This is a genomic window from Clavibacter sp. A6099, from assembly GCF_021919125.1.
Classification (GTDB): domain Bacteria; phylum Actinomycetota; class Actinomycetes; order Actinomycetales; family Microbacteriaceae; genus Clavibacter; species Clavibacter seminis.
The window spans coordinates 1,928,480-1,952,556 of the sequence record NZ_CP083439.1; the positions used below are offsets into that span (position 1 = coordinate 1,928,480).

Consider the following 24,077-nt stretch of genomic DNA (forward strand, 5'->3'; position numbering starts at 1 on the left):
TTAGTGCTCCAGGATGGGCATGAATAAGGCCGCTGGCGCGGACCCGCGCGGGTACCGGTCGAGCGGCGGACGGATGGGTCGTCGCAGAAGTGCGACAGTCGATCTTAGACCCGGCCGCGGAGGCGGGACAACCGCGCCGCGCGGGACGCCGGCCCTCGGCCGGTCGACCGCCCCGCCCGCGGTCAGCGGAGGACCGCCGCCCGCAGCGTGTCGAGGCCGACGCCGCCCACGTCGAGCGCGCGGCGGTGGAACGCGCGGATGTCGAACGCGTCGCCCTCGCGGCGGCGGGACTCGTCGCGGAGGTCCTCCCAGATGCGCTGGCCGACCTTGTAGGAGGGGGCCTGTCCGGGCCAGCCGAGGTAGCGGTTGACCTCGAAGCGCACGAAGGACGGATCCATGTTGACGTTCCGGCCCATGAAGTCGAAGGCGTACTCGGCGTCCCAGACGCCCTCGCCGTCGGGGCGCGTCTTGCCGAGGTGGACGCCGATGTCGAGCACCACGCGGGCGGCGCGCATGCGCTGCCCGTCGAGCATCCCGAGGCGGTCGGCCGGGTCGTCGAGGTAGCCGAGCTCCTGCATGAGGCGCTCGGCGTAGAGGGCCCAGCCCTCCGCGTGGCCCGACGTGCCGGCGAAGCGGCGCCACGTGTTGAGCTCCGCCTTGTTGTAGGTGGCCTGCGCGATCTGCAGGTGATGCCCCGGGACGCCCTCGTGGTAGACGGTCGTCAGCTCGCGCCAGGTGTCGAACTCCGTGACGCCCTCGGGGACCGACCACCACATGCGCCCGGGGCGGCTGAAGTCGTCCGCGGGACCCGAGTAGTAGATGCCGCCCTCCTGCGTCGGAGCGATCATGCACTCGAGCGCGCGGATCTCCTGGGGGATGTCGAAGTGCGTGCGGCCGAGCTCCTCCACCGCGCGGTCGCTCGTCTCCTGCATCCACGCGCGGAGGGCCTCCGTGCCGTGGAGCTTGCGCGACGCGTCCGCGTCGAGGTGCGCGATGGCCTCGAGCACGCTCGCGCCCGGGAGGATCTCGCGGGCGATGGCCTCCTGCTCCTCCACCATGCGGGCGAGCTCGCCCACGCCCCACTCGTACGTCTCGTCGAGGTCGACCTCGGCACCGAGGAAGGAGCGCGACCGCAGGGCGTACTGCTCGCGGCCCACGGCATCGGCGTCGCGGCCCGCGGGCTCGAGCTCTGAGCCGAGGAACGACGCCAGGCGCTCGTACGCGGACCGGGCCTCCTCGGCGCGCGCCCCGAGGTCCTGGCGGAGGGACGCGGGCAGCTCGCCGGCGTCCGGTCGCGCCTCGTCCGCGAAGGACCGGAAGAAGCCGTCGGGCGCGGCCTGGCGCTGGACCTGGCCGAGCACCTCGCGGATCTGGCGCTTCGCGGGCACCTGGCCGCGGCGGACGCCCTCCCGCAGGGTCTCGATGTAGCCGTCGACCGCGCCGGCCACGTTGCCGAGCCGCGTCGCGATGCCCTCCCAGTCGTCCGCGGTCGCGGTGGGCGAGATGTCGAACACCTCGCGGATGCCCTGCGCGGGCGACGCGATCACGTTGAGGTCGGAGAGGTGCACGCCGGCGTCGTGCATCTCGACGTCGAGCTCCAGCTCCCGGGTGAGGTCCATGCGGGTGACCTCGTCGATCGCGTCGACGGGCGTGGCCTGGGCGAGCTGCCGGACGACCGCGCGGGCGGCGTCGGCGTGCGCCGCATGCCCCGCGGGCGACATGTCGCCGTACTCGCCCTCGCGTCCGGGGCGGCCGAGGTAGACGCGCTCCTCGGGGTGCAGGTCGAGCGAGGCGTCGATCCACCCCTCGGCGATCCTGTCGATGTCCGTCTGCGGTCGGGGGGCCTTCGGCGTCGTCGTCATCCCTCGACCGTAGCGGCTCCCAGGAGGGACCGGACGGTCGCCGGATCCGTCGCGCCGCGCAGCTGCTCCGCGCGCACGGGGTCGAGCAGGATCTCCGCGAGGCGCGACAGCAGCGCGATGTGCCCGCCTCCGGTGGCCGCGATGCCGATGACGATGCGGACGTCGTGGCCGTCCCAGTCGACGCCGTCGGGCAGGCGCAGCAGGCTGATCGCGTCGGCCAGGACGAGGTCGCGGCCGGCGGCGAGCGTGCCGTGCGGCACCGCGACGCCCTCGCCCACGAAGGTCGACACGGATCGCTCGCGCTCGACCATGGCGTCGACGTAGCCGGGCTCGACGGCACCGGCCGCGACCAGCGCCTCGCCCGCCTGGCGGATGGCGGACTCGCGGTCGTCGGCGCGCGCGTCGAGGCGGATGGAGCCGTCCGCGAGGAGGTCGGAGAGTCGTGCTGTCGTCATGCGCTGTGCTCCTCGTGCTGGGTGGATGGAGGGGATCCGCCGGTCAGTGCGCGGCGGCGGCCCACGAGTCGCCGCGGCCCACCTGCACCTCGAGCGGCACCCGGAGGTCCGCCGCGTGCGCCATGCGGTCCGTGACGATGGCCTCGAGCGCGTCCCACTCCCCCGCGGCGACCTCGAGGATGAGCTCGTCGTGCACCTGGAGCAGCATGCGCGACGCCATGTCCCGCTCGCGCATGTCGGCCTCGATGCGGATCATCGCGATCTTCATGATGTCGGCCGCCGATCCCTGGATCGGCGCGTTGAGCGCGGCCCGCTCGGCGTTGTCGCGGAGGACGCGGTTCGGGCTGTTGAGGTCGGGGAAGGGACGACGACGGCCGAAGATCGTCTCCGTGTAGCCGGCGGCGCGCGCCTCCTCCACGACCTGGCGGAGGTAGTCGCGCACGGCACCGAAGCGCGCGAAGTAGTCGGTCATGAGCTGCTTGGCCTCGGACGACGGGATGCGCAGCTGCTTGGACAGCCCGAAGGCGCTGAGCCCGTAGGCCAGGCCGTAGCTCATGGCCTTGACCTTGGTGCGCATCTCGGCGCTGACGTCAGCCGGCTCCACCCCGAAGATGCGGGATCCGACGAAGCGGTGCAGGTCCTCCCCCGCCGCGAAGGCCTCGATGAGGCCCGCGTCGCCGGAGAGGTGCGCCATGATCCGCATCTCGATCTGCGAGTAGTCGGCGGTGAGCAGCGTCTCGTAGCCCTCGCCGACGCGGATGGCGCTGCGGATGCGGCGGCCCTCCTCGGTGCGGACGGGGATGTTCTGCAGGTTCGGGTCGTTCGAGGAGATGCGGCCGGTGGTCGTGCCGGTCTGCACGTAGGTGGTGTGGATCCGCTCGTCGTCGCCGATGCCGCGCTCGAGCGTCTGGATGATCTGGCGCAGCTTGCTCGCGTCGCGGTGCTCGAGCAGCAGGTCGAGGAACGGGTGCGGGTTCGACGCCTGGAGGTCGGCCAGCGCACCGGCGTCGGTCGAGAAGCCGGTCTTGTTGGCCCGGGTCTTCGGCATGCCGAGCTGGTCGAAGAGCACCTCCTGCAGCTGCTTCGGCGAGCCGAGGTTGATCTCCTTGCCGATCTCGGCGAACGCGCGCTGGGCGAGGTCGGTGATGCGCTCCTGCAGCTGCGCCGACAGCTCCGCGAGGCCGGCGCGGTCGGTCGCGACGCCGCGCAGCTCCATCTCCACGAGCACGAGCAGCGTCGGCATCTCGATGTCGACCATGACGCCGAGCGTGCGCTCGTCGAGCACCTCGCGCAGCGCGTGCTCGACCCGGAGCGTGTACCAGGCCTCGACCGGCGCCGTGAGCGCCTCGGTCTCGGGCACGAGCTGGTTGGCGTCGGGCTCGGGCAGGTCCTCCAGGAGGTAGCGGCTGACGAGGGCGGCGAGCGTCTTGTCGGTGAACCCGGGACGCAGCAGCCAGCCCGCGACGAGCACGTCGAACGCGAGCCCCTGGACCTCGAGGCCGGCGCGACGCATGGCCTTCACCTGCAGCTTGGCGTCGGACATGATCTTCGGCGCGTCGCTCGCCAGCCACCGCTCGAACGGCGCGTAGTCGGCGCGGCCCTCCTGCCACGGCAGGGTCACCGCCTCGGTCGCGCTCGCGAGCCCGAAGCCGACGGGCCTCCCGTCCTGCGTCTCGACCGTGAGGCCCAGGCCGTGCGGCGACGCGGCGCTCTGCCTCTCGATCCACTTCGCGAGCTCCTCGTCGAGCAGCTGCTGCGGCCGCGGGGCGGCGGGGGCCGTGGACGGCTCCTGCTCGACCACGCCGACGGGCGTGCCCTCGCTCGACGCGGAGGCGCCGGATCCCTCGAGCTTCAGCACGCGCTCGAGCAGCTGCTTGAACTCCAGCACCGCGAACACCTCGCGGAGGGCGGGCTCGTCGATGGGCTTCCGCTCGAGGTCCTTCGGCCCGAGCGGCAGCTCGACGTCGGTGAGCAGCCGGTTGAGGCGGCGGTTGCGGATGACGTTCTCGTACTGGGCACGGAGGTTGTCGCCGACCTTGCCCGAGATCTCGCCCCGGTGCTCGAGGACGGCGTCGAGCGACCCGTACTGGTTGAGCCACTTGACGGCCGTCTTCGGGCCGACCTTGTCGACCCCGATGAGGTTGTCGCTCGTCTCCCCCACGAGCGCCGCGATGTCCGGGTACATCTCGGGCTGCACGCCGTACTTCTCGAACACCTTCTCGGCGTCGTAGCGCGTGAGCTGGGAGACGCCCTGGGTGGACGGGTAGAGCAGCGTGACGTCGTCGTTGACGAGCTGGATGGCGTCGCGGTCGCCCGAGACGACGAGCACGCGGAAGCCCTGCTCGCGACCCTGCGTGGCGAGGGTCGCGAGGATGTCGTCCGCCTCGTGGTCCTCCTTGGTGAGGGTGGGGATGTTCATGGTCTTGAGCGCCCGCTCGAGCAGCGGCACCTGCCCGGTGAACTCCACGGGCGTCTCGCCGCGCGTGCCCTTGTACTCCGGGTACTCGCGCGTGCGGAACGAGAAGCGCGAGATGTCGAACGCGACGCCCACGTGCGTGGGCTTCTCCTTCTGCAGGAGGTTGATGAGCATCGCGATGAAGCCGTGCACGGCGTTCGTGTGCTGCCCCTCGCGGTTCTGGAAGCTCTCCGCCGGCAGGGCGTAGAAGGCCCGGAACGCCAGGGAATGGCCGTCGATGACGAGGAGGGTAGGCTTTTCCGTGTTCGGCACGGGTCCAGCCTATAGAGGGCTCCCGACGTACGACCGGCCCTGGAGGATCCCCCATGACCCAGCCCGCACCCGAGTCGTCCGCCACCGCGCGGCTCCTCCGCCAGCCCCAGGACGTGGGCGCGCTCGCCGAGAAGATGGGCATCGTCTTCCAGGAGCTGAGCCCGGAGCGATCCGTCGCCACCATGCCCGCCGAGGGCAACACGCAGCCGTACGGCGTCGTGCACGGCGGCGCGTACGTGGTGCTCGCCGAGTCGCTCGGATCCATGTCGGCCAACGTCCACGCCGGCCCCGACCGGGTCGCCTTCGGCATCGAGCTCAACGCGAGCCACACGCGCTCGGCGTCGACCGGGACCATCACCGGCACCTGCACGGCCATCCACCTCGGCGGCACGCTCACCACGCACGAGGTCGTCATGACGGACGACGAGGGACGGCGGCTGTCGACCGTGCGCATCACGAACATCATCCGCGAGCGCTCGCGACGCTGAACGGGGCGACCCCTGACCGCGCGTCACGCGCGGCGGCGGCTAGGCCTTCTTGGCGCTCAGCTGCTCGATGATGGCCTGCGCCACGTCGTGCATGGTGAGGCGGCGGTCCATGGACGCCTTCTGGATCCAGCGGAACGCCTCGGGCTCCGTGAGGCCCATCTTCTCGTTGAGCAGTCCCTTGGCCCGGTCGACGAGCTTGCGGGTCTCGAAGCGCTCGACGAGGTCGGACACCTCGGCCTCGAGGGTGATGATCTGCGCGTAGCGCGCCAGCGCGATCTCGATGGCAGGCAGCAGGTCGTTCGGCGTGAACGGCTTGACGACGTAGGCCAGCGCGCCGGCCTCGCCCGCGCGCTCGACGAGCTCCTTCTGGCTGAACGCCGTGAGGAGGACGACGGGCGCGATGTGGTTGCGGTTCAGCCGCTCGGCCGCGGAGATGCCGTCGAGCTGGGGCATCTTGACGTCCATGATGACGAGGTCGGGACGCAGCTCCGTGGCGAGCGCGACGGCGGTCTCGCCGTCACCCGCCTCGCCCACGACCTCGAATCCGTTGTCGCGGAGGGTCTCCACGATGTCGAGGCGGATGAGCGACTCGTCCTCGGCGACGACGACACGGCGGGGGGCTGCGGGGGTTGCTTCCTGGTCACTCACGGATAGGAGCCTACGGTATCGTCGGGCGGGCCGGTGCGCGCCGGGACGGCGGGTGCCCGCAGGATCCCGGGTCGACCGGGGTGCGCCGGATTGGCGGAATGGCAGACGCGGAGCACTCAAAATGCTCTGTCCGTGAGGGCGTGTGGGTTCGAGTCCCACATCCGGCACCGCATCCCGCAGGGGAGACGCGAGAGGGCGGGCGACCAGTCAGGTCGCCCGCCCTCCGGCGTCTCCGCGGGGGCCGGGGCCCCCGCGTCCGCGCGCTACTTCTCGTACGCGGGAGCGGCCTCGTTCACGGCGTCGCCGACGACGTGGACGCGCAGCTCGTTGGTCGAGCCCGCGATCCCGGGAGGGGATCCGGCGATGACGACGACCTTCTGGCCGACCTCCGCGAGGCCCTCCGCGAGGAGCACCTCGTCGACCTGGTGGAACATCTGGTCGGTGTGCGTGACCGGATCCACGAGGTAGGTCTGCACGCCCCACGACAGCGCCAGGCGACGGCGGATGCCCTCGTTCGGCGTGAAGGCGAGGATCGGGATGCCGTTGCGCAGGCGCGTCATGCGGCGCACGGAGTCGCCGGACTCGGTGAAGACGCAGAGCGCCTTCGCCTCGACGAACTCGGCGACCTCGGCGGCCGCGAGCGTGATGGCGCCGCCCTGGGTGAACGGGCGCGTGCCGAGCTTGGGGATGCGCTCCAGCCCGTGCTCCTCGGTCGACTCGATGATGCGGGCCATGGTCTTGACCGTGACGACGGGGAACTCCCCCACGCTCGTCTCGCCGCTCAGCATGAGCGCGTCGGCGCCGTCGAGCACCGCGTTGGCGCAGTCGGAGGCCTCGGCGCGCGTGGGCCGCGGGCTCGTGATCATGGACTCGAGCATCTGCGTGGCCACGATGACGGGCTTCGCCTTGCGGCGGGCGAGCTCGACCGCGCGCTTCTGCACGATGGGCACGGCCTCCAGCGGGAGCTCGACGCCCAGGTCGCCGCGGGCGACCATGATCGCGTCGAACGCGTCGACGATCTCCTCGAGCGCGTCGACGGCCTGCGGCTTCTCGACCTTGGCGACGACGGGGACGCGACGGCCCTCCTCGTCCATGATCTCGTGCACGCGGACGATGTCCGAGGCGTCGCGCACGAAGCTCAGCGCGATGAGGTCGGCGCCGAGGCGGAGGCCCCAGCGGAGGTCGGCCTCGTCCTTGCCGGAGAGCGCGGGGACGTTGACCGCGACGCCCGGGAGGTTGATGCCCTTGTTGTTGCTGACGGCGCCGCCCACCTCGACCGTGGTCGTGACGCGGGTGCCGTCGGTGGAGACCACACGGAGCGTGACCTTGCCGTCGTCGATGAGCAGCGGATCGCCCGGCTTCACGTCGCCGGGGAGGCCCTTGTACGTGGTGGAGCAGATGTCCTTCGTGCCCAGGATGTCCTCGACGGTGATGACGAAGGTGTCGCCGAACGCCAGGTCGTGGGGCCCGTCCGAGAACTTGCCGAGCCGGATCTTCGGGCCCTGCAGGTCGACGAGGACCGCGACCGCGCGGCCCGCGTCGTCGGCGGCCTTCCGGATGGTGGAGTAGATGCCCTCGTGGACGTCGTAGGTGCCGTGGCTCAGGTTCATGCGGGCCACGTCCACGCCGGCGTCGATGATGGCGCGGATGCTCTCATAGGAGCTGGTCGCGGGCCCGAGGGTCGCGACGATCTTCGCTCGTCTGGTCATGCTCTGTCTGTCTCGCGTTTCTGCGTCGCACACGGACGCGGTTCGGGTGAGTGGTCGCGGCCCGCGCACATGGCGCGGCGGCCGGGTCAGATGGAGAGAGCGCGGTCCGTGGGACGGACCGGGAACGGGAGCTCCGTGTCCCCCTCAAGGTACCGGTCGACGGCGGAGGCCGCTGAACGTCCCTCCGCGATGGCCCACACGATGAGCGACTGGCCGCGGCCCGCGTCGCCCGCGACGAAGACGCCGGCCTGGTCGGTCTGGTAGTCCTCGCCGCGCGCGACGTTGCCGCGCTCGTCGAAGGGGACCTCCAGCTGGCTCTCGAGGGCGGCCTTCTCGGGGCCGGTGAAGCCGAGCGCGAGGAGCACGAGGTCGGCGGGGATCTCGCGCTCGGTGCCCGACTTCGGCACGCGGCGCCCGTCGCGGAACTCGGTCTCGGCCACGCGGACGGCGCGGACGTGACCGTCGTCGTCCTTCAGGAACTCCACCGTGGTGGCGAGGTAGTGGCGCTCCCCGCCCTCCTCGTGCGCGCTCGACACCTCGAAGAGGGTCGGGTACGTCGGCCACGGCTGGTCGGGGCGACGCTCCGTCGGCGGCTGCTGGCCGATGGCGAGGTTGGTGACCGAGGCCGCCTTCTGCCGGTGCGCGGTGCCGATGCAGTCCGCACCTGTGTCGCCGCCGCCGAGGACTACGACGTGCTTGCCCTCCGCGTGGATCTGCTCGGGCACCTGGTCGCCGGCCGTCGCGTGGTTGGACTGGCGCAGGTAGTCCATGGCGAAGTGCACGCCGTCGACGTCGCGACCCGGGATGTCGAGGTCGCGGGGCACGAGAGCGCCCGTGCAGACCACGACCGCGTCGTAGCGGAGGCGCAGGTCGGACCAGGTGATGTCCTTCCCGATGTCGACGCCCGCGCGGAAGCGGGTGCCCTCGGCGGTCATCTGCGCGAGGCGCGCCTCGAGGTGGCGCTTCTCCATCTTGAAGTCGGGGATCCCGTAGCGGAGCAGTCCGCCGATGCGGTCGTCGCGCTCGAAGACCGCGACCGTGTGGCCGGCGCGCGTGAGCTGCTGGGCGGCGGCGAGGCCGGCGGGGCCGGATCCGACGACCGCGACGGTCTTGCCCGTGAGGCGCTCGGGCGGGTGCGGCTCGACCCAGCCCTTCTGGAAGGCGTCGTCGATGATCGACACCTCGACCTGCTTGATCGTCACCGGAGGCTGGTTGATGCCGAGGACGCACGAGCTCTCGCAGGGCGCGGGGCACAGCCGGCCCGTGAACTCGGGGAAGTTGTTCGTGGCGTGCAGGCGCTCGATGGCCTGGCGACCCTCGCCGCGCCACGTGAGGTCGTTCCACTCCGGGATGAGGTTGCCGAGCGGGCAGCCCTGGTGGCAGAACGGGATGCCGCAGTCCATGCACCGGCCGGCCTGGCGCACGAGCTCGCCGCGCTCCTGCTGCTCGTACACCTCCTTCCAGTCCATGAGCCGGACCGAGACGGGTCGGCGCTTGGGGAGCTCGCGCTCCGTCACCTTGAGGAAGCCCTTGGGGTCAGCCACCGGTCACCTCCAGGATGCGCTTCCAGGCGACGTCGCCGTCGGGGTCGAGGCCCTCGTCCACCGCGGTCTGGCGGGTGGCGAGGACGGCCGCGTAGTCCCGCGGCAGGATCTTGGTGAAGCGTTCCATGGAGGTCTCCGGCTCGGCGAGCAGGCGCTCGGCCACGGTGGATCCGGTCTCGGCGAGGTGCCGGCGGAGGAGGTCGAGCACGATCTCGACGTCGGCGCTCCCGAGCGGGTGCAGCTCGAGCTCGCCCGACGCGAGGGCGTCGGTGTTGATGCGGTCGCGGTCGAGGTCGATCACGTACGCGGTGCCGCCGGACATGCCGGCGCCGATGTTCCGACCGGTGCCGCCGAGGACGAGCGCGAGCCCGCCGGTCATGTACTCGAGCGCGTGGTCGCCCACCGCCTCGACGACCGCGGTGGCGCCGGAGTTGCGGACGAGGAACCGCTCCCCCACCATGCCGCGGATGAACATGGTGCCCTGCGTCGCGCCGTAGCCGATGACGTTGCCCGCGATGACGTTCTCCTCCGCGGGGAAGCCGGCCCTCGCGTCGGGCCGCACGACGATGTCGCCGCCCGAGAGGCCCTTGCCGAGGTAGTCGTTGCTGTCGCCGATGAGGCGCAGCGTGATCCCCGACGGCATGAACGCGCCGAACGACTGTCCGGCGGACCCGCGGAGGGTGACGTCGATGGACCCCGACGGCAGCCCGTCCTCTCCGTGCGCCTTCGTGACGAGGTGGCCGAGCATCGTGCCGACCGCGCGCGCCGTGTTCCGCACGGGCAGGTCGATCTCGATCCGGCCGCCGTGGTCGAGCACGTCGCGGCTGAGGCGGATGAGCTCGTTGTCGAAGTGGTCCTCGAGCTCGTGGTCCTGCGACCGGCCGTGCTTCATCGGCTCGTCCTCGGCGAAGGTCGGGCCGACCAGGATCGGCGTGAGGTCGAGGCCGGACGCCTTCCAGTGGTCGACCGCGTCCTCGACGCCGAGCAGGTCGTTGCGCCCCACGATCTCGTCGAGCGAGCGGTAGCCGAGGGCGGCCAGGTGCTCGCGCACCTCCTGCGCGATGAACTCGAAGAAGTTGACGACGTGGTCGGCCTTGCCGGGGAAGCGCTTGCGCAGCTCCGGGTTCTGCGTGGCGACGCCCACGGGGCAGGTGTCGAGGTGGCAGACGCGCATCATGATGCAGCCGGACACGACGAGCGGCGCGGTGGCGAAGCCGAACTCCTCGGCGCCGAGCAGCGCGCCGACGATGACGTCGCGGCCGGACTTCATCTGCCCGTCGACCTGCACGACCACGCGGTCGCGCATGCCGTTGAGGCGGAGGGTCTGCTGCGTCTCCGCGAGACCCAGCTCCCACGGAGTGCCCGCGTGCTTGAGCGAGTTGACCGGGCTCGCACCCGTGCCGCCGTCGTGGCCCGAGACGAGGATCACGTCGCTCAGCGCCTTCGCGACGCCCGCGGCCACCGCGCCGATGCCCGACTGGCTCACGAGCTTCGTGTGGATCCGGGCGCTCGGGTTCGCGCGCTTGAGGTCGAAGATCAGCTGCTTGAGGTCCTCGATCGAGTAGATGTCGTGGTGCGGCGGCGGCGAGATGAGGCCGACGCCCGCGGTCGCGTGCCGCGTGCGCGCCACCCACGGGTAGACCTTGCCGGGCGGCAGCTGACCGCCCTCGCCGGGCTTGGCGCCCTGCGCGAGCTTGATCTGGATGTCGTCGGCGTGCGTGAGGTACATGCTCGTGACGCCGAAGCGCCCGGACGCGACCTGCTTGATGGAGCTGCGGCGCTCGGGGTCGAGCAGGCGCTCGACGTTCTCGCCGCCCTCGCCGGTGTTCGACTTGGCTCCGAGCCGGTTCATCGCGATGGCGAGCGTCTCGTGCGCCTCCTCGGAGATCGATCCGTAGCTCATCGCGCCCGTGGAGAAGCGCTTCACGATGTCGCTGATGGGCTCGACCTCGTCGAGCGGCACCGGCGGGCGCGTGCCCGTGCGCAGCTGGAACATGCCGCGGAGGGTCATGAGGTCCTTCGACTGCGCGTCGACCATGGACGTGTACTCGCGGAAGATGTCGTACCGGCGCATGCGGGTGGCGTGCTGCAGCCGGAAGATCGTGTCCGGGTTGAACAGGTGCGGGGACCCGTCGCGACGCCACTGGTACTCGCCGCCCGTCTGCAGGCGCTCGTGCGACAGCACGGCGCCGTCCGTCGGGTACGCGCTGCGGTGGCGCGCGGCGTTCTCGGCCGCGATGACGTCGATCCCGACGCCGCCGAGGCGCGTCGTGGTGCCCGAGAAGTACTGGTCCACCAGCCCCTGCGAGAGGCCGACGGCCTCGAAGCACTGCGCGCCCGCGTACGAGGACACCGTCGAGATGCCCATCTTGGACATGATCTTCAGGACGCCCTTGCCGAGCCCCTTGATCAGGTTCCGCGTGGCCTTCTCCGGCGTCACGCCCGTGAGCATGCCGCTGCGGACGAGGTCCTCGCAGGACTCCATCGCCAGGTACGGGTTGACCGCCGAGGCGCCGTAGCCGATGAGCAGCGCGATGTGGTGCACCTCGCGCACGTCGCCGGCCTCGACCACGATGCCGACCTTCATGCGGGTCTGCTTGCGGATGAGGTGGTGGTGCACGGCCGCGATCATGAGCAGGGACGGGATGGGCGCGAGGTCGCGGTTGCTGTCGCGGTCCGACAGGACGACGAACCGCGCGCCGTGCGCGATGGCGCGGTCGACCTCGTCGCACATGGCGTCGATGCGCTTCTGCATGGCGAGGGGACCGTCGTCGACGCGGTAGAGGCCGCTCACGATGGTGGTGGTGCGGCTGCCCGGACGGTGGTCGATGTGGATGACCTTCGCCAGCTCGTCGTTGTCGATGACGGGGAAGTCGAGCACGACCTGCTTCGTGTGCTCGGGACCGGCGTCGAGGAGGTTGCGCTGCGGCCCGAGGCCGAGGCGGAGGCTGGTGACGACCTCCTCGCGGATGGAGTCCAGCGGCGGGTTCGTGACCTGCGCGAACTGCTGCGTGAAGTAGTCGAACAGCAGGCGCGGGCGCTGCGACAGGACTGCGATGGGCGTGTCCGAGCCCATGGCGCCGAGGGGCTCCGCGCCGACCTTCGCCATGGGCATGAGGAGCATCCGCACCTCCTCCTCCGTGTAGCCGAAGGTGCGCTGACGACGGACGACGGACGCGGGCGTGTGCACGACGTGCTCGCGCTCCGGCAGGTCCGCGAGGTGGATGCGGTTGCGGAGCCACTCGCCCCACGGCGCGCTGGCAGCGAGCTCGGACTTGATCTCGTCGTCCTCGATGATGCGGCCGGCCTCGGTGTCGACGAGGAACATCTTGCCGGGGCGCAGGCGGCCCTTCCGCATGATGCGCGCGGGGTCGATCTCGAGCACGCCGATCTCGCTGCCCAGCACCACGAGCCCGTCGTGCGTCACGAGGTAGCGGCCCGGGCGCAATCCGTTGCGGTCGAGGGTCGCGCCGACGAGCGTGCCGTCGGTGAAGGTGAGCGCCGCCGGGCCGTCCCACGGCTCCATGACCATGGAGTGGTACTCGTAGAAGTCGCGGCGGACGGGGTCGATGTCGGTCTGCTTCTCCCACGCCTCGGGGACCATCATCATCATCGCGTGCGGCAGGCTGCGGCCGCTGAGGCTGAGGAGCTCGAGCACCTCGTCGAACGACGCGGAGTCGCTCGCGCCGGGCGTGACGATGGGCATGAGCGGCGACAGGTCGCCGAGCAGCTCCGACTCGAGCTGGGACTGGCGGGCGCGCATCCAGTTGCGGTTGCCCGCGACCGTGTTGATCTCGCCGTTGTGCGCCATCATCCGCAGCGGCTGCGCGAGGGGCCACGACGGGAACGTGTTGGTGGAGTAGCGCGAGTGCACGATGGCGAGCTTGGACGCGAAGCGCTCGTCGGAGAGGTCGGGGTAGAACGGCTCCAGCTGGAGCGTCGTGACCATGCCCTTGTAGACGAGGGTCCGCGAGGACAGCGAGATGAAGTACGCGCCGAGCTCCCGCTCCGCGCGCTTGCGCAGGCGGAAGGCGAGGCGGTCGAGGGCGAGCCCCGACGGCCGGTCCTCCGGCCGCGCGGAGTCGGATGTCAGGAACAGCTGGCGGAACGCGGGCATGGCCTTGCGCGCCAGGTTGCCGAGGTGCGTCGCGTCGACCGGGACCTCGCGCCAGCCGAGGACGCGCAGGCGCTCGTCGCCCGCGATGCGCTCGATGCCGGCCTGCAGCTCCTCGCGCTCGGCGTCGTCGGTGGGCAGGAAGGCCATGCCGACCGCGTACTCCCCCATGAGAGGAAGGTCGAAGCCGACGACGCCCCGGAGGAACGCGTCCGGGATCTGCGTCATGATGCCGGCGCCGTCGCCGGTGCCCGCGTCGGATCCGATCGCGCCGCGGTGCTCCAGGTTCCGGAGCGCGTCCAGCGCGTTCACGATGATGTCGTGACCCGGCGTGCCGCGCAGGGTGGCCACCATGGCCAGGCCGCACGCGTCCTTCTCGAACGCCGGGTCGTAGAGACCCTGCTTCGCGGGGAACGAGCCGCCGGGAGGGGAGGTGGAGGAGAACGCCATGGGAACCGTCCTAGATGCACTGCGGAGGGACGTCGCTGGCCCTGTGGTGGGGACCGCCTCGCGGGAAGAGGGAGGAGGCGGTGACCGCGGGGGTGCCCGCGCTGGGGACTAGGCGCCGCGTCCGCTTGTGGCGGGGAGAGCGTGGGAGTCCGACCCGGTGGATGCCCGATCGTCGTCGCCGTCGGTGAAATCCGAATCCGTGTACACCGATGCTACCTCGCCGTCGCGGCTCGCCTTCGCGCGGGCGCTTACGTCCTCCGGGGTGCGGCCCGGCAGGTACGGGCTCGGCTCGCTGCCGACGTGGCGCCGGGTCTGCACGATGAAGAGGACGAGGCCGAGAGCGACCGCGAAGAAGGCGGCCCAGACGTTGGTGCGGATGCCGAAGAAGATCTCGCTCGGGTCGATGCGGATCGACTCGAAGACCATGCGCCCGAGGCCGTACCACATGAGGTAGACGGCGAGCCCGCGGCCCCACTGCAGGCGGACGGCGCGGCCCAGCGCCATGATGACGAGCGCGCCCGCGACGTTCCACACGATCTCGTAGAGGAACGTGGGGTGGAAGAGCGTGCCCGCGGGCAGCCCGGCCGGGAACGCGGCGTTGGTCGGGTCGACCTCGAGGCCCCAGGGCAGGGTGGTCGGCGTGCCGAACAGCTCCTGGTTGAAGTAGTTGCCCATGCGGCCCGCGGCCTGCGCGAGGAGGAGGCCGGGGGCGAGCGCGTCGGCGAAGGTCCAGAAGCGGACGCCCGTCCACTTGGAGCCGAGCCACACGCCCACCGCGCCGCCGAGGAGGGCGCCGAAGATGGCGATGCCGCCCTCCCACACGTAGAGCACGCGCCAGAGGTTGGCCCCGTCGTAGAAGTAGTCGCCGGGGTGGGTGAGCACGTGGAACGCGCGGGCGCCGACGATGCCGAGGACGAGCGCGCACAGCGTGAAGTCGATGACCGTGCCCGACTCCACGCCCCGCGCCACCAGGCGGCGGTTGGTGAGGTACGCGGCGATGAGGATGCCGATCAGGATGCACACGGCGTACGCGTGGATGACGAAGGTGAGCGGCAGGTCGATGCCGAGGCCCTGGAGCCACGCCGTGACGTCGAACCGGGTGTCGGACGGATCCGGGCTGGGGATGCTCATCGGGTCGAACAACGGATGGCGCTCACTTTCGCAGGGGGGTCGGCGGGCGCGGCGGGACCGCGGGCCGGGGGCTACTGTAGCGCGGTTCCCCGCGCGAGATCGGCCGCGGCGCGGGCGACGCCGGGCACGCCGCCGTCGGCGAGTGCCGCCACGAGGGCGGATCCGACGATGGCGCCGTCGGCGTAGTCGAGCACCTCGCGCACCTGGTCGCCGGTGGAGATGCCGATGCCGACGCACGCGCTCGTGGATCCCGCGTCGCGCAGGCGCGAGACGAGTCCGCGCGCGGCCTGGTCGACGTCCTGGCGCGCGCCCGTGATGCCCATGGTCGAGACCGCGTAGACGAACCCGCGGCTGCGCTCGACCGCCTGGTGCAGGCGCGCCTCGCTGGACGACGGCGCGGCAAGGAACACGCGGTCGAGGCCCGTGCGCTCGGAGGCGGCCAGCCAGTCGGCGCCCTCGTCCGGGATGAGGTCGGGCGTGATGAGCCCGGCCCCGCCCGCGGCCACGATGTCGTCCGCGAAGCGCTCGACGCCGTACTGGACGACGGGGTTCCAGTAGGTCATGAGCAGCACGGGCGCGTCGACGCGCTGGGTGATCGCGTGCAGCGCGTCGAATCCGTCGCGGAGGCGGAAGCCCTGCGCGAGCGCGGTCTGCGTGGCGCGCTGGATGACCGGGCCGTCCATGACGGGGTCGCTGTACGGGAGGCCGAGCTCGATGACGTCGACGCCGTTCTCGACGAGCGCGACGGCGGCCTCGATGCTCGTGGCGAGGTCGGGGAAGCCGACGGGGAGGTACCCGACGAGGGCGCCCGATCCCTGCTCGCGGCGGACCGCGATGGCGCGCTCGACGGGGCTGACGGCGGGCGGCGCGGCGTGAGCGGTCACGACTGCTCCGCCCCGGCGTCGATGAGGTCGAAGTACTTGCCCGCGGTCTCCATGTCCTTGTCGCCGCGGCCGCTGAGGTTGATCAGGATGATCGAGTCCGGGCCGAGCTCCTTGCCGAGCTCGAGCGCTCCGGCGAGGGCGTGCGCGGACTCGATGGCGGGGATGATGCCCTCGGTGCGGCTGAGCAGGCGCAGCGCGCTCATGGCCTGGTCGTCCGTGACGGGACGGTACGACGCGCGGCCGAGGTCCGACAGCCAGGAGTGCTCCGGGCCGACGCCCGGGTAGTCGAGGCCCGCGGAGATCGAGTGCGAGTCGATGGTCTGGCCGTCCTCGTCCTGCAGGAGGTAGCTGCGCGCGCCGTGCAGCATGCCCGGGCGGCCCTTGGTGATGGTGGCGGCGGTGCGCGGGGTGTCCGCTCCGTCGCCGCCGGCCTCGAAGCCGTAGAGCGCGACGTCGGCGTCGTCGAGGAAGGCGTGGAAGATGCCGATGGCGTTGGACCCGCCGCCGACGCACGCGGCCACGGCGTCGGGCAGGCGCCCGGTCAGCGCGAGGACCTGCTCGCGGGCCTCCTCGCCGATGACCTTCTGCAGGTCGCGGACCATCGCCGGGAAGGGGTGCGGGCCCGCGACCGTGCCGAAGACGTAGTTCGTGGTCTCGACGTTGGTGACCCAGTCGCGCATGGCGTCGTTGATGGCGTCCTTGAGCGTGCGCGAGCCCGAGCGCACCGGGATGACCTCGGCGCCGAGCAGGCGCATCCGCGCCACGTTGAGCGCCTGGCGCTCGGTGTCGACCTCGCCCATGTAGATGACGCAGTCGAGGCCGAAGAGCGCGGCCGCGGTGGCGGTGGCGACGCCGTGCTGGCCCGCGCCCGTCTCCGCGATGATGCGCTTCTTGCCGATCTTCTTGGTGAGCAGCGCCTGGCCCAGCACGTTGTTGATCTTGTGCGAGCCGGTGTGGTTCAGGTCCTCGCGCTTGAGGATGATGCGGGCGCCGCCGGCGTGCTCGGCGAACCGCGGCACCTCCGTGATGAGCGACGGGCGTCCGGTGTAGCTGCGGTGCAGCTCCTTCAGCTCCGCGATGAACGCGGGATCGACCTTGAGCTCCTCCCACGCCTCCGCCAGCTCGTCGAGGGCGGCGACGAGGGACTCGGGGACGTATCGCCCGCCGAAGTCGCCGAAGTACGGGCCCGTGGCGCTGCGCAGGTCCGTCATGCGCGGATGTCCAGGAACTCGCCCAGCGTGCGGACGGGATCGCCCGTGACGAGCGCCTCGCCCACCAGGACGACGTCGGCGCCCGAGCGGCGGTAGTGCGCCACGTCGTCCGCGGTCTTCACCGCGGACTCGGCGATGCGGACGACGCCCGCGGGGATGGAGTCGGCCAGGCGGCCGAAGAGGTCGCGGTCGAGCTCGAACGTGGTGAGGTTGCGGGCGTTGACGCCGACGACCTGCGCGCCGAGGTCGAGCGCGCGGGACACCTCCTCCGCGGAGTGGGTCTCGACGAGCGCTGTCATGCCGAGCTCGCCCACGAGCGCGTGCAGCTCGACGAGCGTCTTCTGGTCGAGCGCGGCGACGATGAGGAGGACGAGGTCGGCGCCGGACGCGCGGGCCTCGAGCACCTGGTACGGCTCGCCGATGAAGTCCTTGCGGAGCACGGGGATGGAGACGGTGTCCCGCACCTGCTCGAGGTCCTGGAGGGATCCGCGGAACTTGCGGCCCTCGGTGAGGACGCTGATGGCGCTGGCGCCCCCGGTCTCGTAGCGGGACGCGAGGAGCGCGGGATCCGGGATCTCGGCCAGGGCGCCGCGCGAGGGGCTCGAGCGCTTGACCTCGGCGATGATCTTCACGCGGTCGGCGGGCGCGAGGGCGCTGAGCGCGTCGAGGGCCGCGGGACGCGCGAGCGCCTCGGCCTCGACCTGGGCGAGCGGACGGGTCTCGCGGCGTGCGGCCGCGTCCTCGAGGGCGCCGGCGAGGAGGTCGCCCAGCACTACGAGCGCGCCTTCGAGTGGGTGGAGACCGTGCGGTGCCCGTCGACGCCGAAGCCCATCTTCTTCATGACGCCGCCGGTGATCCAGCCGAGGATCGCGAGGACGGCCGACGCCCACACGACGGGCTCGATGGCGAACCAGAAGGCGATGGTGCCGACGGTGAACGCGACGAGCATGATGACGACAGCCGTCCAGGCCGCCGGCGAGTTGCCGTGGCCGGGTTCTGCGGACTCTGTGGACATGCGTGCTCCTCGGGGATCGTGCGATGGGGACGGGTCGAGTCTACCCGGCGGCGTCCGGGCGGCCGTCGGCTTGGGGAGGGCGGACGGGGACGTCAGTCGACCCTCACGCGGCTGTGCCGGGCGGGGTGTCGTCCGCGTCGCCGGCCTCGCGGCGGGTGGGATCCGCGCCGCCGCTCAGGCTGTCCCATGCGGCCACGGGGTCCTCGCGCGGGACGATGCGGCGGGCGGGCGACTGGTCGGGCGCGTCGTACCGGGACCGCCGGGTGGGCCAGCGCGGTCCGGTGACCGCGACGAAGATGCCCGTCAGCGCGGACGCGATGCCCGCGACCAGCGTGACCGGACCCCAGGGGGTGGTCGTCCACCCGTCGACGAGCTCCGCCACGGCCGATGAGCCCGCGACGCCCGTGACGGTCGTGACCGCGGCCTCGCCCGCCTGGACGGGACCCGCGGTCGCGGCGAAGGCCGTGAGCGCCACGGTCGCGCCGATGAGCGCCTGCAGGATCCCGAGCACCACGCGGAGCACGCGGCCCGCGATGGCGAGCGCGCCGGCGAGGGCGAGGCTCGAGAGCGCGAGGGCGCTGAGCGCGGGGGCGGCGACGCTGCCGGCGACCGGCACGAGCGTCGGCGCCTGGCCGCCGATGCGGAGCGTGGACCAGTCCTGCGACCATCCGAGGAACGTGGCCGCGCTCGTCGCGAGGACGAGCAGGAGGGCGAGGGACTTCGTGCGGCGGGTGACGCGCATCAGCGCACGCGCCGCATGGCCTCGGCGACGGCCACGGCGCGCAGCGGGGCGGCGGCCTTGTTCTGCGACTCGAGGTACTCGGCGTCCGGGTCGGAGTCGGCGACCATGCCGCCGCCGGCCTGCACGTGCGCGATGCCGTCGACGATGGTGGCCGTGCGGATCGCGATGGCGAGGTCGGCGTCGCCCGCGAAGTCGAAGTAGCCCACCACTCCCCCGTAGACGCCGCGCTGGGCGGGCTCGAGCTCGTCGATGATCTGCAGCGCGCGCGGCTTGGGCGCGCCCGAGAGCGTGCCTGCCGGGAAGGTGGCGCGGAAGACGTCGATGCTCGAGACGCCGGGCCGCAGCGTGCCCTCGACCGAGCTCACGAGGTGCATGATGTGGCTGAACCGCTCGACGCGCATGAACTCGGTGACCTCGACGGATCCCGGGGCGCAGGCCTTCAGCATGTCGTTGCGCGCGAGGTCCACCAGCATCAGGTGCTCGGCGCGCTCCTTCGGGTCGGCGAGCAGCGACTCCTCGTGGGCGACGTCCTCCTCCACCGTCGCGCCGCGGGGTCGGGATCCCGCGATGGGGTGCATGTAGACGTGGTCGTCGGTGACGGTGACGAGCGCCTCGGGCGACGAGCCGACGATCGAGTACGGCTTCCCGTCGGCGTCCTCGAGCGTGAGCAGGTACATGTACGGGCTCGGGTTGAGCACGCGGAGGATGCGGTACACGTCGATCGGGTCGGCCGTGGTCGGCTGGTCGAAGCGCTGCGAGACGACGACCTGGAAGACGTCGCCCTCGTGGATGTGGTGCTTGCTGCGCGCGATCGCCTCGTGGAATTCGGCGGGCTCGGTCCGGAGCGTCGCCGACGGCTGGGCCTGGAGGTCTACCTCGGCGAGGAACGTCTCCGACGGGCGCGCGAGGTCGGCCTGCATGCGGTCGAGGCGCGCCTGCGCGTCGGCCCACATGGCGTCCTCGTCGTCGACGCCGTCGTTGAGCGCCGTGGCGACGAGCGTGACCGTGCCGCGGCGGTGGTCGAGGACGGCGAGCTCGGAGACGAAGCTGAGCGCCTGGCCGGGCACGGGCACCTCGGCCGGCGGGCGGTCGGGCAGGCGCTCGATCTGGCGCACGGCCTCCCATCCGATGAAGCCGACGAGGCCGCCGGTGAGGGGCGGCAGGCCCGGGATCCGCGGCGTCTCCCAGCGCGTGTAGAGCGCGGCCAGGGCGGCGAGCGGGCCGTCGGGCGCGTCGTCGCCCAGGGCGCGGCGCGCGTCCATGCCGTAGTCGAGCCAGCGCGCGGAGTCGCCCTCCTGGGTGAGGACGCCGAAGGACGAGACGCCGACGAACGAGAAGCGGGTCCAGATGCCGCCCTGGCCGGCGGACTCGAGCAGGAAGCTGCCGGGGCGGCCCGCCGTGAGCTTGCGGTGCACGCCCACGGGCGTCTCGCCGTCGGCGAAGACCTCCCGGAGCACCGGGATCACGCGGTGGTCGGCCGCGAGGGCGTGGAACGCATCCCGCGTGGTGGTGCCGGGTGCGGGGACGGACGGCGCGGCGGGGCGCGGGGACTCGCTCATGGGGTGGGCCCTTCGTCGGCGGCGGGGCGCGCGCCCGTGACGGGGTGGAGGTGGTCGGCGTCGAAGCAGGTGCGCGTGCCGGTGTGGCAGGCCACTCCTACCTGGTCGACCTGGATGAGGACCGTGTCGCCGTCGCAGTCGAGGGCCGCGTCGCGCACGTACTGGCCGTGGCCGGACGTGTCGCCCTTCCGCCAGTACTCGCTCCGGGAGCGGGACCAGAAGGTGACGCGGCCGGTGGTGAGCGTGCGGCGGAGGGCCTCGCGGTCCATGTAGCCGAGCATGAGCACCTCGCGCGTGTCGTGCTGCTGGATCACCGCGGGCAGCAGCCCGTCGTCGGCGAACGACGCGCGTGCGAGGACGCCGTCGACGTCGGGGGTCGGCGCGGGTGCGCTCATCGTCGGACCACCTGACCGGCGTCCGCGAGGGCGCCCTTGACGTCGCCGATCGTGAACCGGCGGGAGTGGAAGACGCTCGCGGCGAGCACGGCGTCGGCACCGGCCTCGATCGCGGGCGCGAAGTGGTCGAGCTCGCCCGCGCCGCCCGAGGCGATGACGGGGACACGGCTGGCGGCGCGCATCGCGGCCACGAGCTCGAGGTCGAAGCCGTCGCGCGTGCCGTCGGCGTCGATGGAGTTGACGAGCAGCTCGCCCGCGCCGCGCTCGACGGCCTCGCGGGCCCACGCGACCGCGTCGATGGTCGTGCGCGTCCGGCCGCCGTGCGTGGTGACGACGAAGCCGGACTCCGTGTCGCCGCGCGTGACGTCGAGCGAGAGCACGCACACCTGGGCGCCGAAGCGGTCGGCGATCTCGCCGACGAGGTCGGGGCGCGCGATGGCCGCGCTGTTGACGCCGATCTTGTCGGCGCCGCTCGCGAGCAGCCGCGCCACGTCGTCGGCGCTGCGCACTCCTCCGCCGACGGTGAGGGGGATGAAGACCTGCTCGGCGGTGGCGCTCACCACGTCGTACATCGTCGACCGGTCCTCGACCGTGGCCGTGACGTCGAGGAACGTGAGCTCGTCGGCGCCCTGCTCGTAGTAGAGGCGCGCGAGCTCGACGGGGTCGCCCGCGTCCTGCAGGTCGAGGAAGTTGACGCCCTTGACGACGCGGCCCGCCGCCACGTCGAGGCACGGGATCACGCGGACGGCGAGCCGCGCGGCCGGGCCGGGGGCGGCGGATCCAGATGATGCATCCACGGTCAGATCCGGGCGGCGTGGATGGGGCTGACCAGGATGGCGCGGGCGCCGACCTCGTGCAGGCGGTCCATGATCTGGTTCGTGTCGTCGCGCGGCACCATCGAGCGCACGGCGACCCAGGCGGGATCCTGCAGCGGCGAGATGGTGGGCGACTCGATGCCCGGCGTGATGGCCGTCGCGGCGTCCAGCAGCGACAGCGGCACGTCGTAGTCCATGAGCACGTAGCGGCGCGCGACGAGGACGCCCTCGAGGCGGCGGAGCAGCGTGGACGCGCCCGGCTTCTCCTCGGCGCCCGAGATGAGGACGGCGGTGGAGCGGAGGATCACGGGGCCGAAGATCTCGAGCCCGGCCTTCCGCAGCGTGGTGCCCGTCTCGACCACGTCGGCGATGGCGTCGGCGACGCCCAGCTGGATGGCGGACTCGACCGCGCCGTCGAGGCGGATGAGCTGCGCCTCGACGCCGTGCTCGCGGAGGAATCCGCCGACGAGCACGGGGTAGCTGGTGGCGATGCGGACCCCGGCGAGGTCCGCCAGGTCGGCGAAGCGGCCGACCGGGCCGGCGAAGCGGAACGTGGATCCCGCGAAGCCGAGCTCCGCGGTCTCGGAGGCGTCGGAGGCGGAGTCGATGAGGAGGTCGCGGCCGGTGATGCCGACGTCGAGCGCGCCGGATCCGACGTAGGTCGCGATGTCGCGCGGGCGGAGGTAGAAGAACTCGACGTCGTTGCGCGCGTCGAGGACGTAGAGCTCCTTGGGGTCACGACGGCCGGCGTACCCGGCCTCGGCGAGCATCTGGGCGGCGGTCTCGGCGAGCGAGCCCTTGTTGGGCACGGCGACACGGAGCATGGGGATCACTTCTTCCGATGGAGGGGACGACGCGGGTGACGGTGGGCGTCACAGATGTCGGCCGACGTCCTCCAGGGTGAGGCCGCGCGCGATCATCATGACCTGCACGTGGTACAGCAGCTGCGAGATCTCCTCGGCCGTGCGGTCGTCGGACTCGTACTCGGACGCCATCCAGACCTCGGCGGCCTCCTCGACGACCTTCTTGCCGATCGCGTGCACGCCGCCGTCGAGCTCGCGGACGGTGCCGGACCCCTCGGGCCGCTCGGCGGCGATGCGGGTCAGCTCGCCGAACAGGTCATCGAAGGTCTTCACGTGCTCCAGGGTACAGCCGCACGACGGGCGCCCGGCACGACGACGGGAGGCCGGGAGCGCGATGCTCCCGGCCTCCCGGTGGTGGTGCTGGTCGTGCGGAGGACGCGTGCTAACCGACGCCCTGCAGGTCGATCACGAAGATCAGCGTGCGGCCGGACAGGCGGTGGCCGCCGCCCGCGGGGCCGTAGGCGAGCTCCGGCGGGACGACGAGCTGGCGGCGTCCGCCGACCTTCATGCCGGGGATGCCCTGCTGCCAGCCGGCGATGAGGCTGCGGAGGGGGAAGCGCACTGACTGGCCGCGGCTCCACGAGGAGTCGAACTCCTCGCCGGACTCGAAGTCGACGCCGAGGTAGTGCACGTCGACCGTGTCGCCGGGCTGGGCCTCGGGGCCGTCGCCCACGGTGATGTCGGAGATGGTCAGCTCTGCGGGGGCCGGGCCGTCGACGGGCTCGACCTCGGGCTTGGTGGTGTCGGTCATGGATCCAGTCAAGCAGATCCGCGCGGGCCCTCCGTCAGTGCGCGTGGGTGTGCGCCTCGGCGGCGCGGCGCAGCTCGGCGATCGCCGACCCGGGGTCGCCGCCGCGGAAGACGCCGGATCCGGAGACGAACGTGTCCGCGCCGGCCTCGGCCGCGCGGCCGATGGTCTCGACGTCGATGCCGCCGTCGACCTGGAGCCACACGTCGTGGCCGGACTCGCGGAGGCGCGAGCGCAGGGCGCGGAGCTTCGGCATGGTCTCGGGCATGAAGGACTGGCCGCCGAAGCCGGGCTCCACCGTCATGACGAGCACCTGGTCGAACTCGTGGAGGAGATCGAGGTAGTCGTCGACGGGCGTGCCGGGCTTCAGCGCTATACCTGCCCGGGCGCCGATCTCGCGCAGCCGGCGGGCGAGCGCGACGGGCTCGCGCGTGGCCTCGGCGTGGAACGTGACGCTCGCGGCGCCCGCCTCCGCGTAGCCGGGCGCCCAGCGGTCGACGTCGTCGATCATCAGGTGGATGTCGAGCGGGACCGGGGTCACCTGCTGGAGGCGCTCGACCATCGGCAGGCCGAAGGTGAGGTTCGGCACGAAGTGGTTGTCCATGATGTCGACGTGCACGAGGTCGGCGGTGGCGAGGCGCTGGATCTCGCGCTCGAGGTTCGCGAAGTCGGCGGACAGGATGCTCGGTTCGATGCGGACGGGCATGCTCCCGACC

Annotated in this window: 21 protein-coding genes and 1 tRNA gene; 2 read left to right on the plus strand and 20 right to left on the minus strand. The window is 72.1% G+C overall.

Annotation, left to right across the window (positions count from 1 at the left end):
- Nucleotides 1-182: 182 nt before the first annotated feature.
- Genes KYT88_RS09110 through polA form a run of 3 tightly spaced genes read right to left on the minus strand, consistent with a single transcriptional unit; the run spans nucleotide 183 to nucleotide 5,045 of the window.
- On the minus strand, nucleotides 183-1,862 hold the full coding sequence (locus KYT88_RS09110) for a DUF885 domain-containing protein (RefSeq protein WP_043586655.1): 1,680 nt from the start codon (nucleotides 1,860-1,862) through the stop codon (nucleotides 183-185).
- Nucleotides 1,859-2,317 carry a PTS mannitol transporter subunit IIA gene (locus KYT88_RS09115; RefSeq protein WP_043586652.1) on the minus strand — a complete coding sequence of 153 codons (459 nt, stop codon included), beginning with the start codon at nucleotides 2,315-2,317 and terminating at the stop codon, nucleotides 1,859-1,861. The genes KYT88_RS09110 and KYT88_RS09115 overlap by 4 nt, the downstream gene beginning before the upstream one ends.
- A 43-nt stretch (nucleotides 2,318-2,360) precedes the next feature.
- Nucleotides 2,361-5,045 carry a DNA polymerase I gene (polA, locus tag KYT88_RS09120; RefSeq protein ID WP_043586650.1) on the minus strand — a complete coding sequence of 895 codons (2,685 nt, stop codon included), beginning with the start codon at nucleotides 5,043-5,045 and terminating at the stop codon, nucleotides 2,361-2,363.
- A gap of 53 nt (nucleotides 5,046-5,098) precedes the next feature.
- Between polA and KYT88_RS09125 the strand changes: the two genes are divergently transcribed.
- On the plus strand, nucleotides 5,099-5,533 hold the full coding sequence (locus tag KYT88_RS09125) for a PaaI family thioesterase (protein WP_043586646.1): 435 nt from the start codon (nucleotides 5,099-5,101) through the stop codon (nucleotides 5,531-5,533).
- 39 nt (nucleotides 5,534-5,572) lie between these two features.
- Here KYT88_RS09125 and KYT88_RS09130 read toward each other — a convergent pair whose 3' ends face one another.
- On the minus strand, nucleotides 5,573-6,181 hold the full coding sequence (locus tag KYT88_RS09130; RefSeq protein WP_012299329.1) for an ANTAR domain-containing response regulator: 609 nt from the start codon (nucleotides 6,179-6,181) through the stop codon (nucleotides 5,573-5,575).
- 84 nt (nucleotides 6,182-6,265) lie between these two features.
- Between KYT88_RS09130 and KYT88_RS09135 the strand changes: the two genes are divergently transcribed.
- A tRNA-Leu gene (locus tag KYT88_RS09135) sits at nucleotides 6,266-6,348 on the plus strand.
- Nucleotides 6,349-6,444: 96 nt separating this feature from the next.
- Here KYT88_RS09135 and pyk read toward each other — a convergent pair.
- The 16 genes from pyk to rpe form a co-directional block, all read right to left on the minus strand.
- Complete coding sequence (gene pyk / locus KYT88_RS09140) at nucleotides 6,445-7,890, minus strand: pyruvate kinase (RefSeq protein ID WP_043586642.1); 1,446 nt, start codon at nucleotides 7,888-7,890, stop codon at nucleotides 6,445-6,447.
- An 86-nt stretch (nucleotides 7,891-7,976) separates the two neighbouring features.
- Nucleotides 7,977-9,434 (minus strand): glutamate synthase subunit beta, encoded by a 1,458-nt coding sequence (locus KYT88_RS09145; RefSeq protein ID WP_043586640.1) that lies wholly within the window; start codon nucleotides 9,432-9,434, stop codon nucleotides 7,977-7,979.
- Nucleotides 9,427-13,998: a glutamate synthase large subunit gene (gene gltB / locus KYT88_RS09150; RefSeq protein ID WP_043586637.1), complete on the minus strand. Its 4,572-nt coding sequence runs from the start codon at nucleotides 13,996-13,998 to the stop codon at nucleotides 9,427-9,429. Before gltB ends, KYT88_RS09145 begins: the two co-directional genes overlap by 8 nt.
- Nucleotides 13,999-14,106: 108 nt before the next feature.
- Nucleotides 14,107-15,129, minus strand: coding sequence for a prolipoprotein diacylglyceryl transferase (gene lgt, locus KYT88_RS09155; protein WP_043586636.1), 1,023 nt, complete (start codon nucleotides 15,127-15,129; stop codon nucleotides 14,107-14,109).
- A gap of 71 nt (nucleotides 15,130-15,200) precedes the next feature.
- Nucleotides 15,201-16,013, minus strand: a complete 813-nt coding sequence (gene trpA / locus KYT88_RS09160) for a tryptophan synthase subunit alpha (protein ID WP_043586633.1) — start codon at nucleotides 16,011-16,013, stop codon at nucleotides 15,201-15,203.
- Nucleotides 16,010-17,224, minus strand: a complete 1,215-nt coding sequence (trpB, locus tag KYT88_RS09165) for a tryptophan synthase subunit beta (protein ID WP_043586632.1) — start codon at nucleotides 17,222-17,224, stop codon at nucleotides 16,010-16,012. Before trpB ends, trpA begins: the two co-directional genes overlap by 4 nt.
- Nucleotides 17,221-17,997 (minus strand): indole-3-glycerol phosphate synthase TrpC, encoded by a 777-nt coding sequence (trpC, locus tag KYT88_RS09170; protein ID WP_043586631.1) that lies wholly within the window; start codon nucleotides 17,995-17,997, stop codon nucleotides 17,221-17,223. The genes trpB and trpC overlap by 4 nt, the downstream gene beginning before the upstream one ends.
- Nucleotides 17,997-18,239 (minus strand): DUF6704 family protein, encoded by a 243-nt coding sequence (locus tag KYT88_RS09175; protein ID WP_043586629.1) that lies wholly within the window; start codon nucleotides 18,237-18,239, stop codon nucleotides 17,997-17,999. Before KYT88_RS09175 ends, trpC begins: the two co-directional genes overlap by 1 nt.
- A 103-nt stretch (nucleotides 18,240-18,342) precedes the next feature.
- Nucleotides 18,343-18,981 (minus strand): Trp biosynthesis-associated membrane protein, encoded by a 639-nt coding sequence (locus KYT88_RS09180; RefSeq protein WP_043586628.1) that lies wholly within the window; start codon nucleotides 18,979-18,981, stop codon nucleotides 18,343-18,345.
- Entirely contained in the window at nucleotides 18,981-20,540 is a 1,560-nt protein-coding gene (locus tag KYT88_RS09185) for an anthranilate synthase component I (protein ID WP_043586626.1), read from the minus strand. Before KYT88_RS09185 ends, KYT88_RS09180 begins: the two co-directional genes overlap by 1 nt.
- Entirely contained in the window at nucleotides 20,537-20,935 is a 399-nt protein-coding gene (gene hisI, locus KYT88_RS09190; RefSeq protein ID WP_043586625.1) for a phosphoribosyl-AMP cyclohydrolase, read from the minus strand. Before hisI ends, KYT88_RS09185 begins: the two co-directional genes overlap by 4 nt.
- Nucleotides 20,932-21,732, minus strand: a complete 801-nt coding sequence (hisF, locus tag KYT88_RS09195) for an imidazole glycerol phosphate synthase subunit HisF (protein ID WP_051629364.1) — start codon at nucleotides 21,730-21,732, stop codon at nucleotides 20,932-20,934. The genes hisI and hisF overlap by 4 nt, the downstream gene beginning before the upstream one ends.
- Before the next feature lie 2 nt (nucleotides 21,733-21,734).
- On the minus strand, nucleotides 21,735-22,574 hold the full coding sequence (gene hisG, locus KYT88_RS09200; RefSeq protein WP_043587852.1) for an ATP phosphoribosyltransferase: 840 nt from the start codon (nucleotides 22,572-22,574) through the stop codon (nucleotides 21,735-21,737).
- A 48-nt stretch (nucleotides 22,575-22,622) separates the two neighbouring features.
- Nucleotides 22,623-22,886, minus strand: a complete 264-nt coding sequence (locus KYT88_RS09205) for a phosphoribosyl-ATP diphosphatase (RefSeq protein ID WP_043586624.1) — start codon at nucleotides 22,884-22,886, stop codon at nucleotides 22,623-22,625.
- A gap of 109 nt (nucleotides 22,887-22,995) precedes the next feature.
- Nucleotides 22,996-23,364 (minus strand): FKBP-type peptidyl-prolyl cis-trans isomerase, encoded by a 369-nt coding sequence (locus tag KYT88_RS09210; RefSeq protein ID WP_012038460.1) that lies wholly within the window; start codon nucleotides 23,362-23,364, stop codon nucleotides 22,996-22,998.
- Nucleotides 23,365-23,398: 34 nt separating this feature from the next.
- On the minus strand, nucleotides 23,399-24,067 hold the full coding sequence (gene rpe / locus KYT88_RS09215; RefSeq protein WP_043586623.1) for a ribulose-phosphate 3-epimerase: 669 nt from the start codon (nucleotides 24,065-24,067) through the stop codon (nucleotides 23,399-23,401).
- Nucleotides 24,068-24,077: the final 10 nt, after the last annotated feature.

Excerpts from the sequence above, each read along its gene's own strand:
- KYT88_RS09175 (WP_043586629.1), bottom strand. The coding sequence starts at position 18,239 with ATGTCCACAGAGTCCGCAGAACCCGGCCACGGCAACTCGCCGGCGGCC.
- KYT88_RS09185 (WP_043586626.1), bottom strand. The coding sequence starts at position 20,540 with ATGAGCGAGTCCCCGCGCCCCGCCGCGCCGTCCGTCCCCGCACCCGGC.
- rpe (WP_043586623.1), bottom strand. The coding sequence starts at position 24,067 with ATGCCCGTCCGCATCGAACCGAGCATCCTGTCCGCCGACTTCGCGAAC.
- lgt (WP_043586636.1), bottom strand. The coding sequence starts at position 15,129 with ATGAGCATCCCCAGCCCGGATCCGTCCGACACCCGGTTCGACGTCACG.
- KYT88_RS09210 (WP_012038460.1), bottom strand. The coding sequence starts at position 23,364 with ATGACCGACACCACCAAGCCCGAGGTCGAGCCCGTCGACGGCCCGGCC.
- trpB (WP_043586632.1), bottom strand. The coding sequence starts at position 17,224 with ATGACGGACCTGCGCAGCGCCACGGGCCCGTACTTCGGCGACTTCGGC.
- KYT88_RS09115 (WP_043586652.1), bottom strand. The coding sequence starts at position 2,317 with ATGACGACAGCACGACTCTCCGACCTCCTCGCGGACGGCTCCATCCGC.
- gltB (WP_043586637.1), bottom strand. The coding sequence starts at position 13,998 with ATGGCGTTCTCCTCCACCTCCCCTCCCGGCGGCTCGTTCCCCGCGAAG.
- KYT88_RS09180 (WP_043586628.1), bottom strand. The coding sequence starts at position 18,981 with ATGCGCGTCACCCGCCGCACGAAGTCCCTCGCCCTCCTGCTCGTCCTC.
- pyk (WP_043586642.1), bottom strand. The coding sequence starts at position 7,890 with ATGACCAGACGAGCGAAGATCGTCGCGACCCTCGGGCCCGCGACCAGC.
- KYT88_RS09125 (WP_043586646.1), top strand. The coding sequence starts at position 5,099 with ATGACCCAGCCCGCACCCGAGTCGTCCGCCACCGCGCGGCTCCTCCGC.
- KYT88_RS09110 (WP_043586655.1), bottom strand. The coding sequence starts at position 1,862 with ATGACGACGACGCCGAAGGCCCCCCGACCGCAGACGGACATCGACAGG.
- hisG (WP_043587852.1), bottom strand. The coding sequence starts at position 22,574 with ATGCTCCGTGTCGCCGTGCCCAACAAGGGCTCGCTCGCCGAGACCGCC.
- hisI (WP_043586625.1), bottom strand. The coding sequence starts at position 20,935 with ATGAGCGCACCCGCGCCGACCCCCGACGTCGACGGCGTCCTCGCACGC.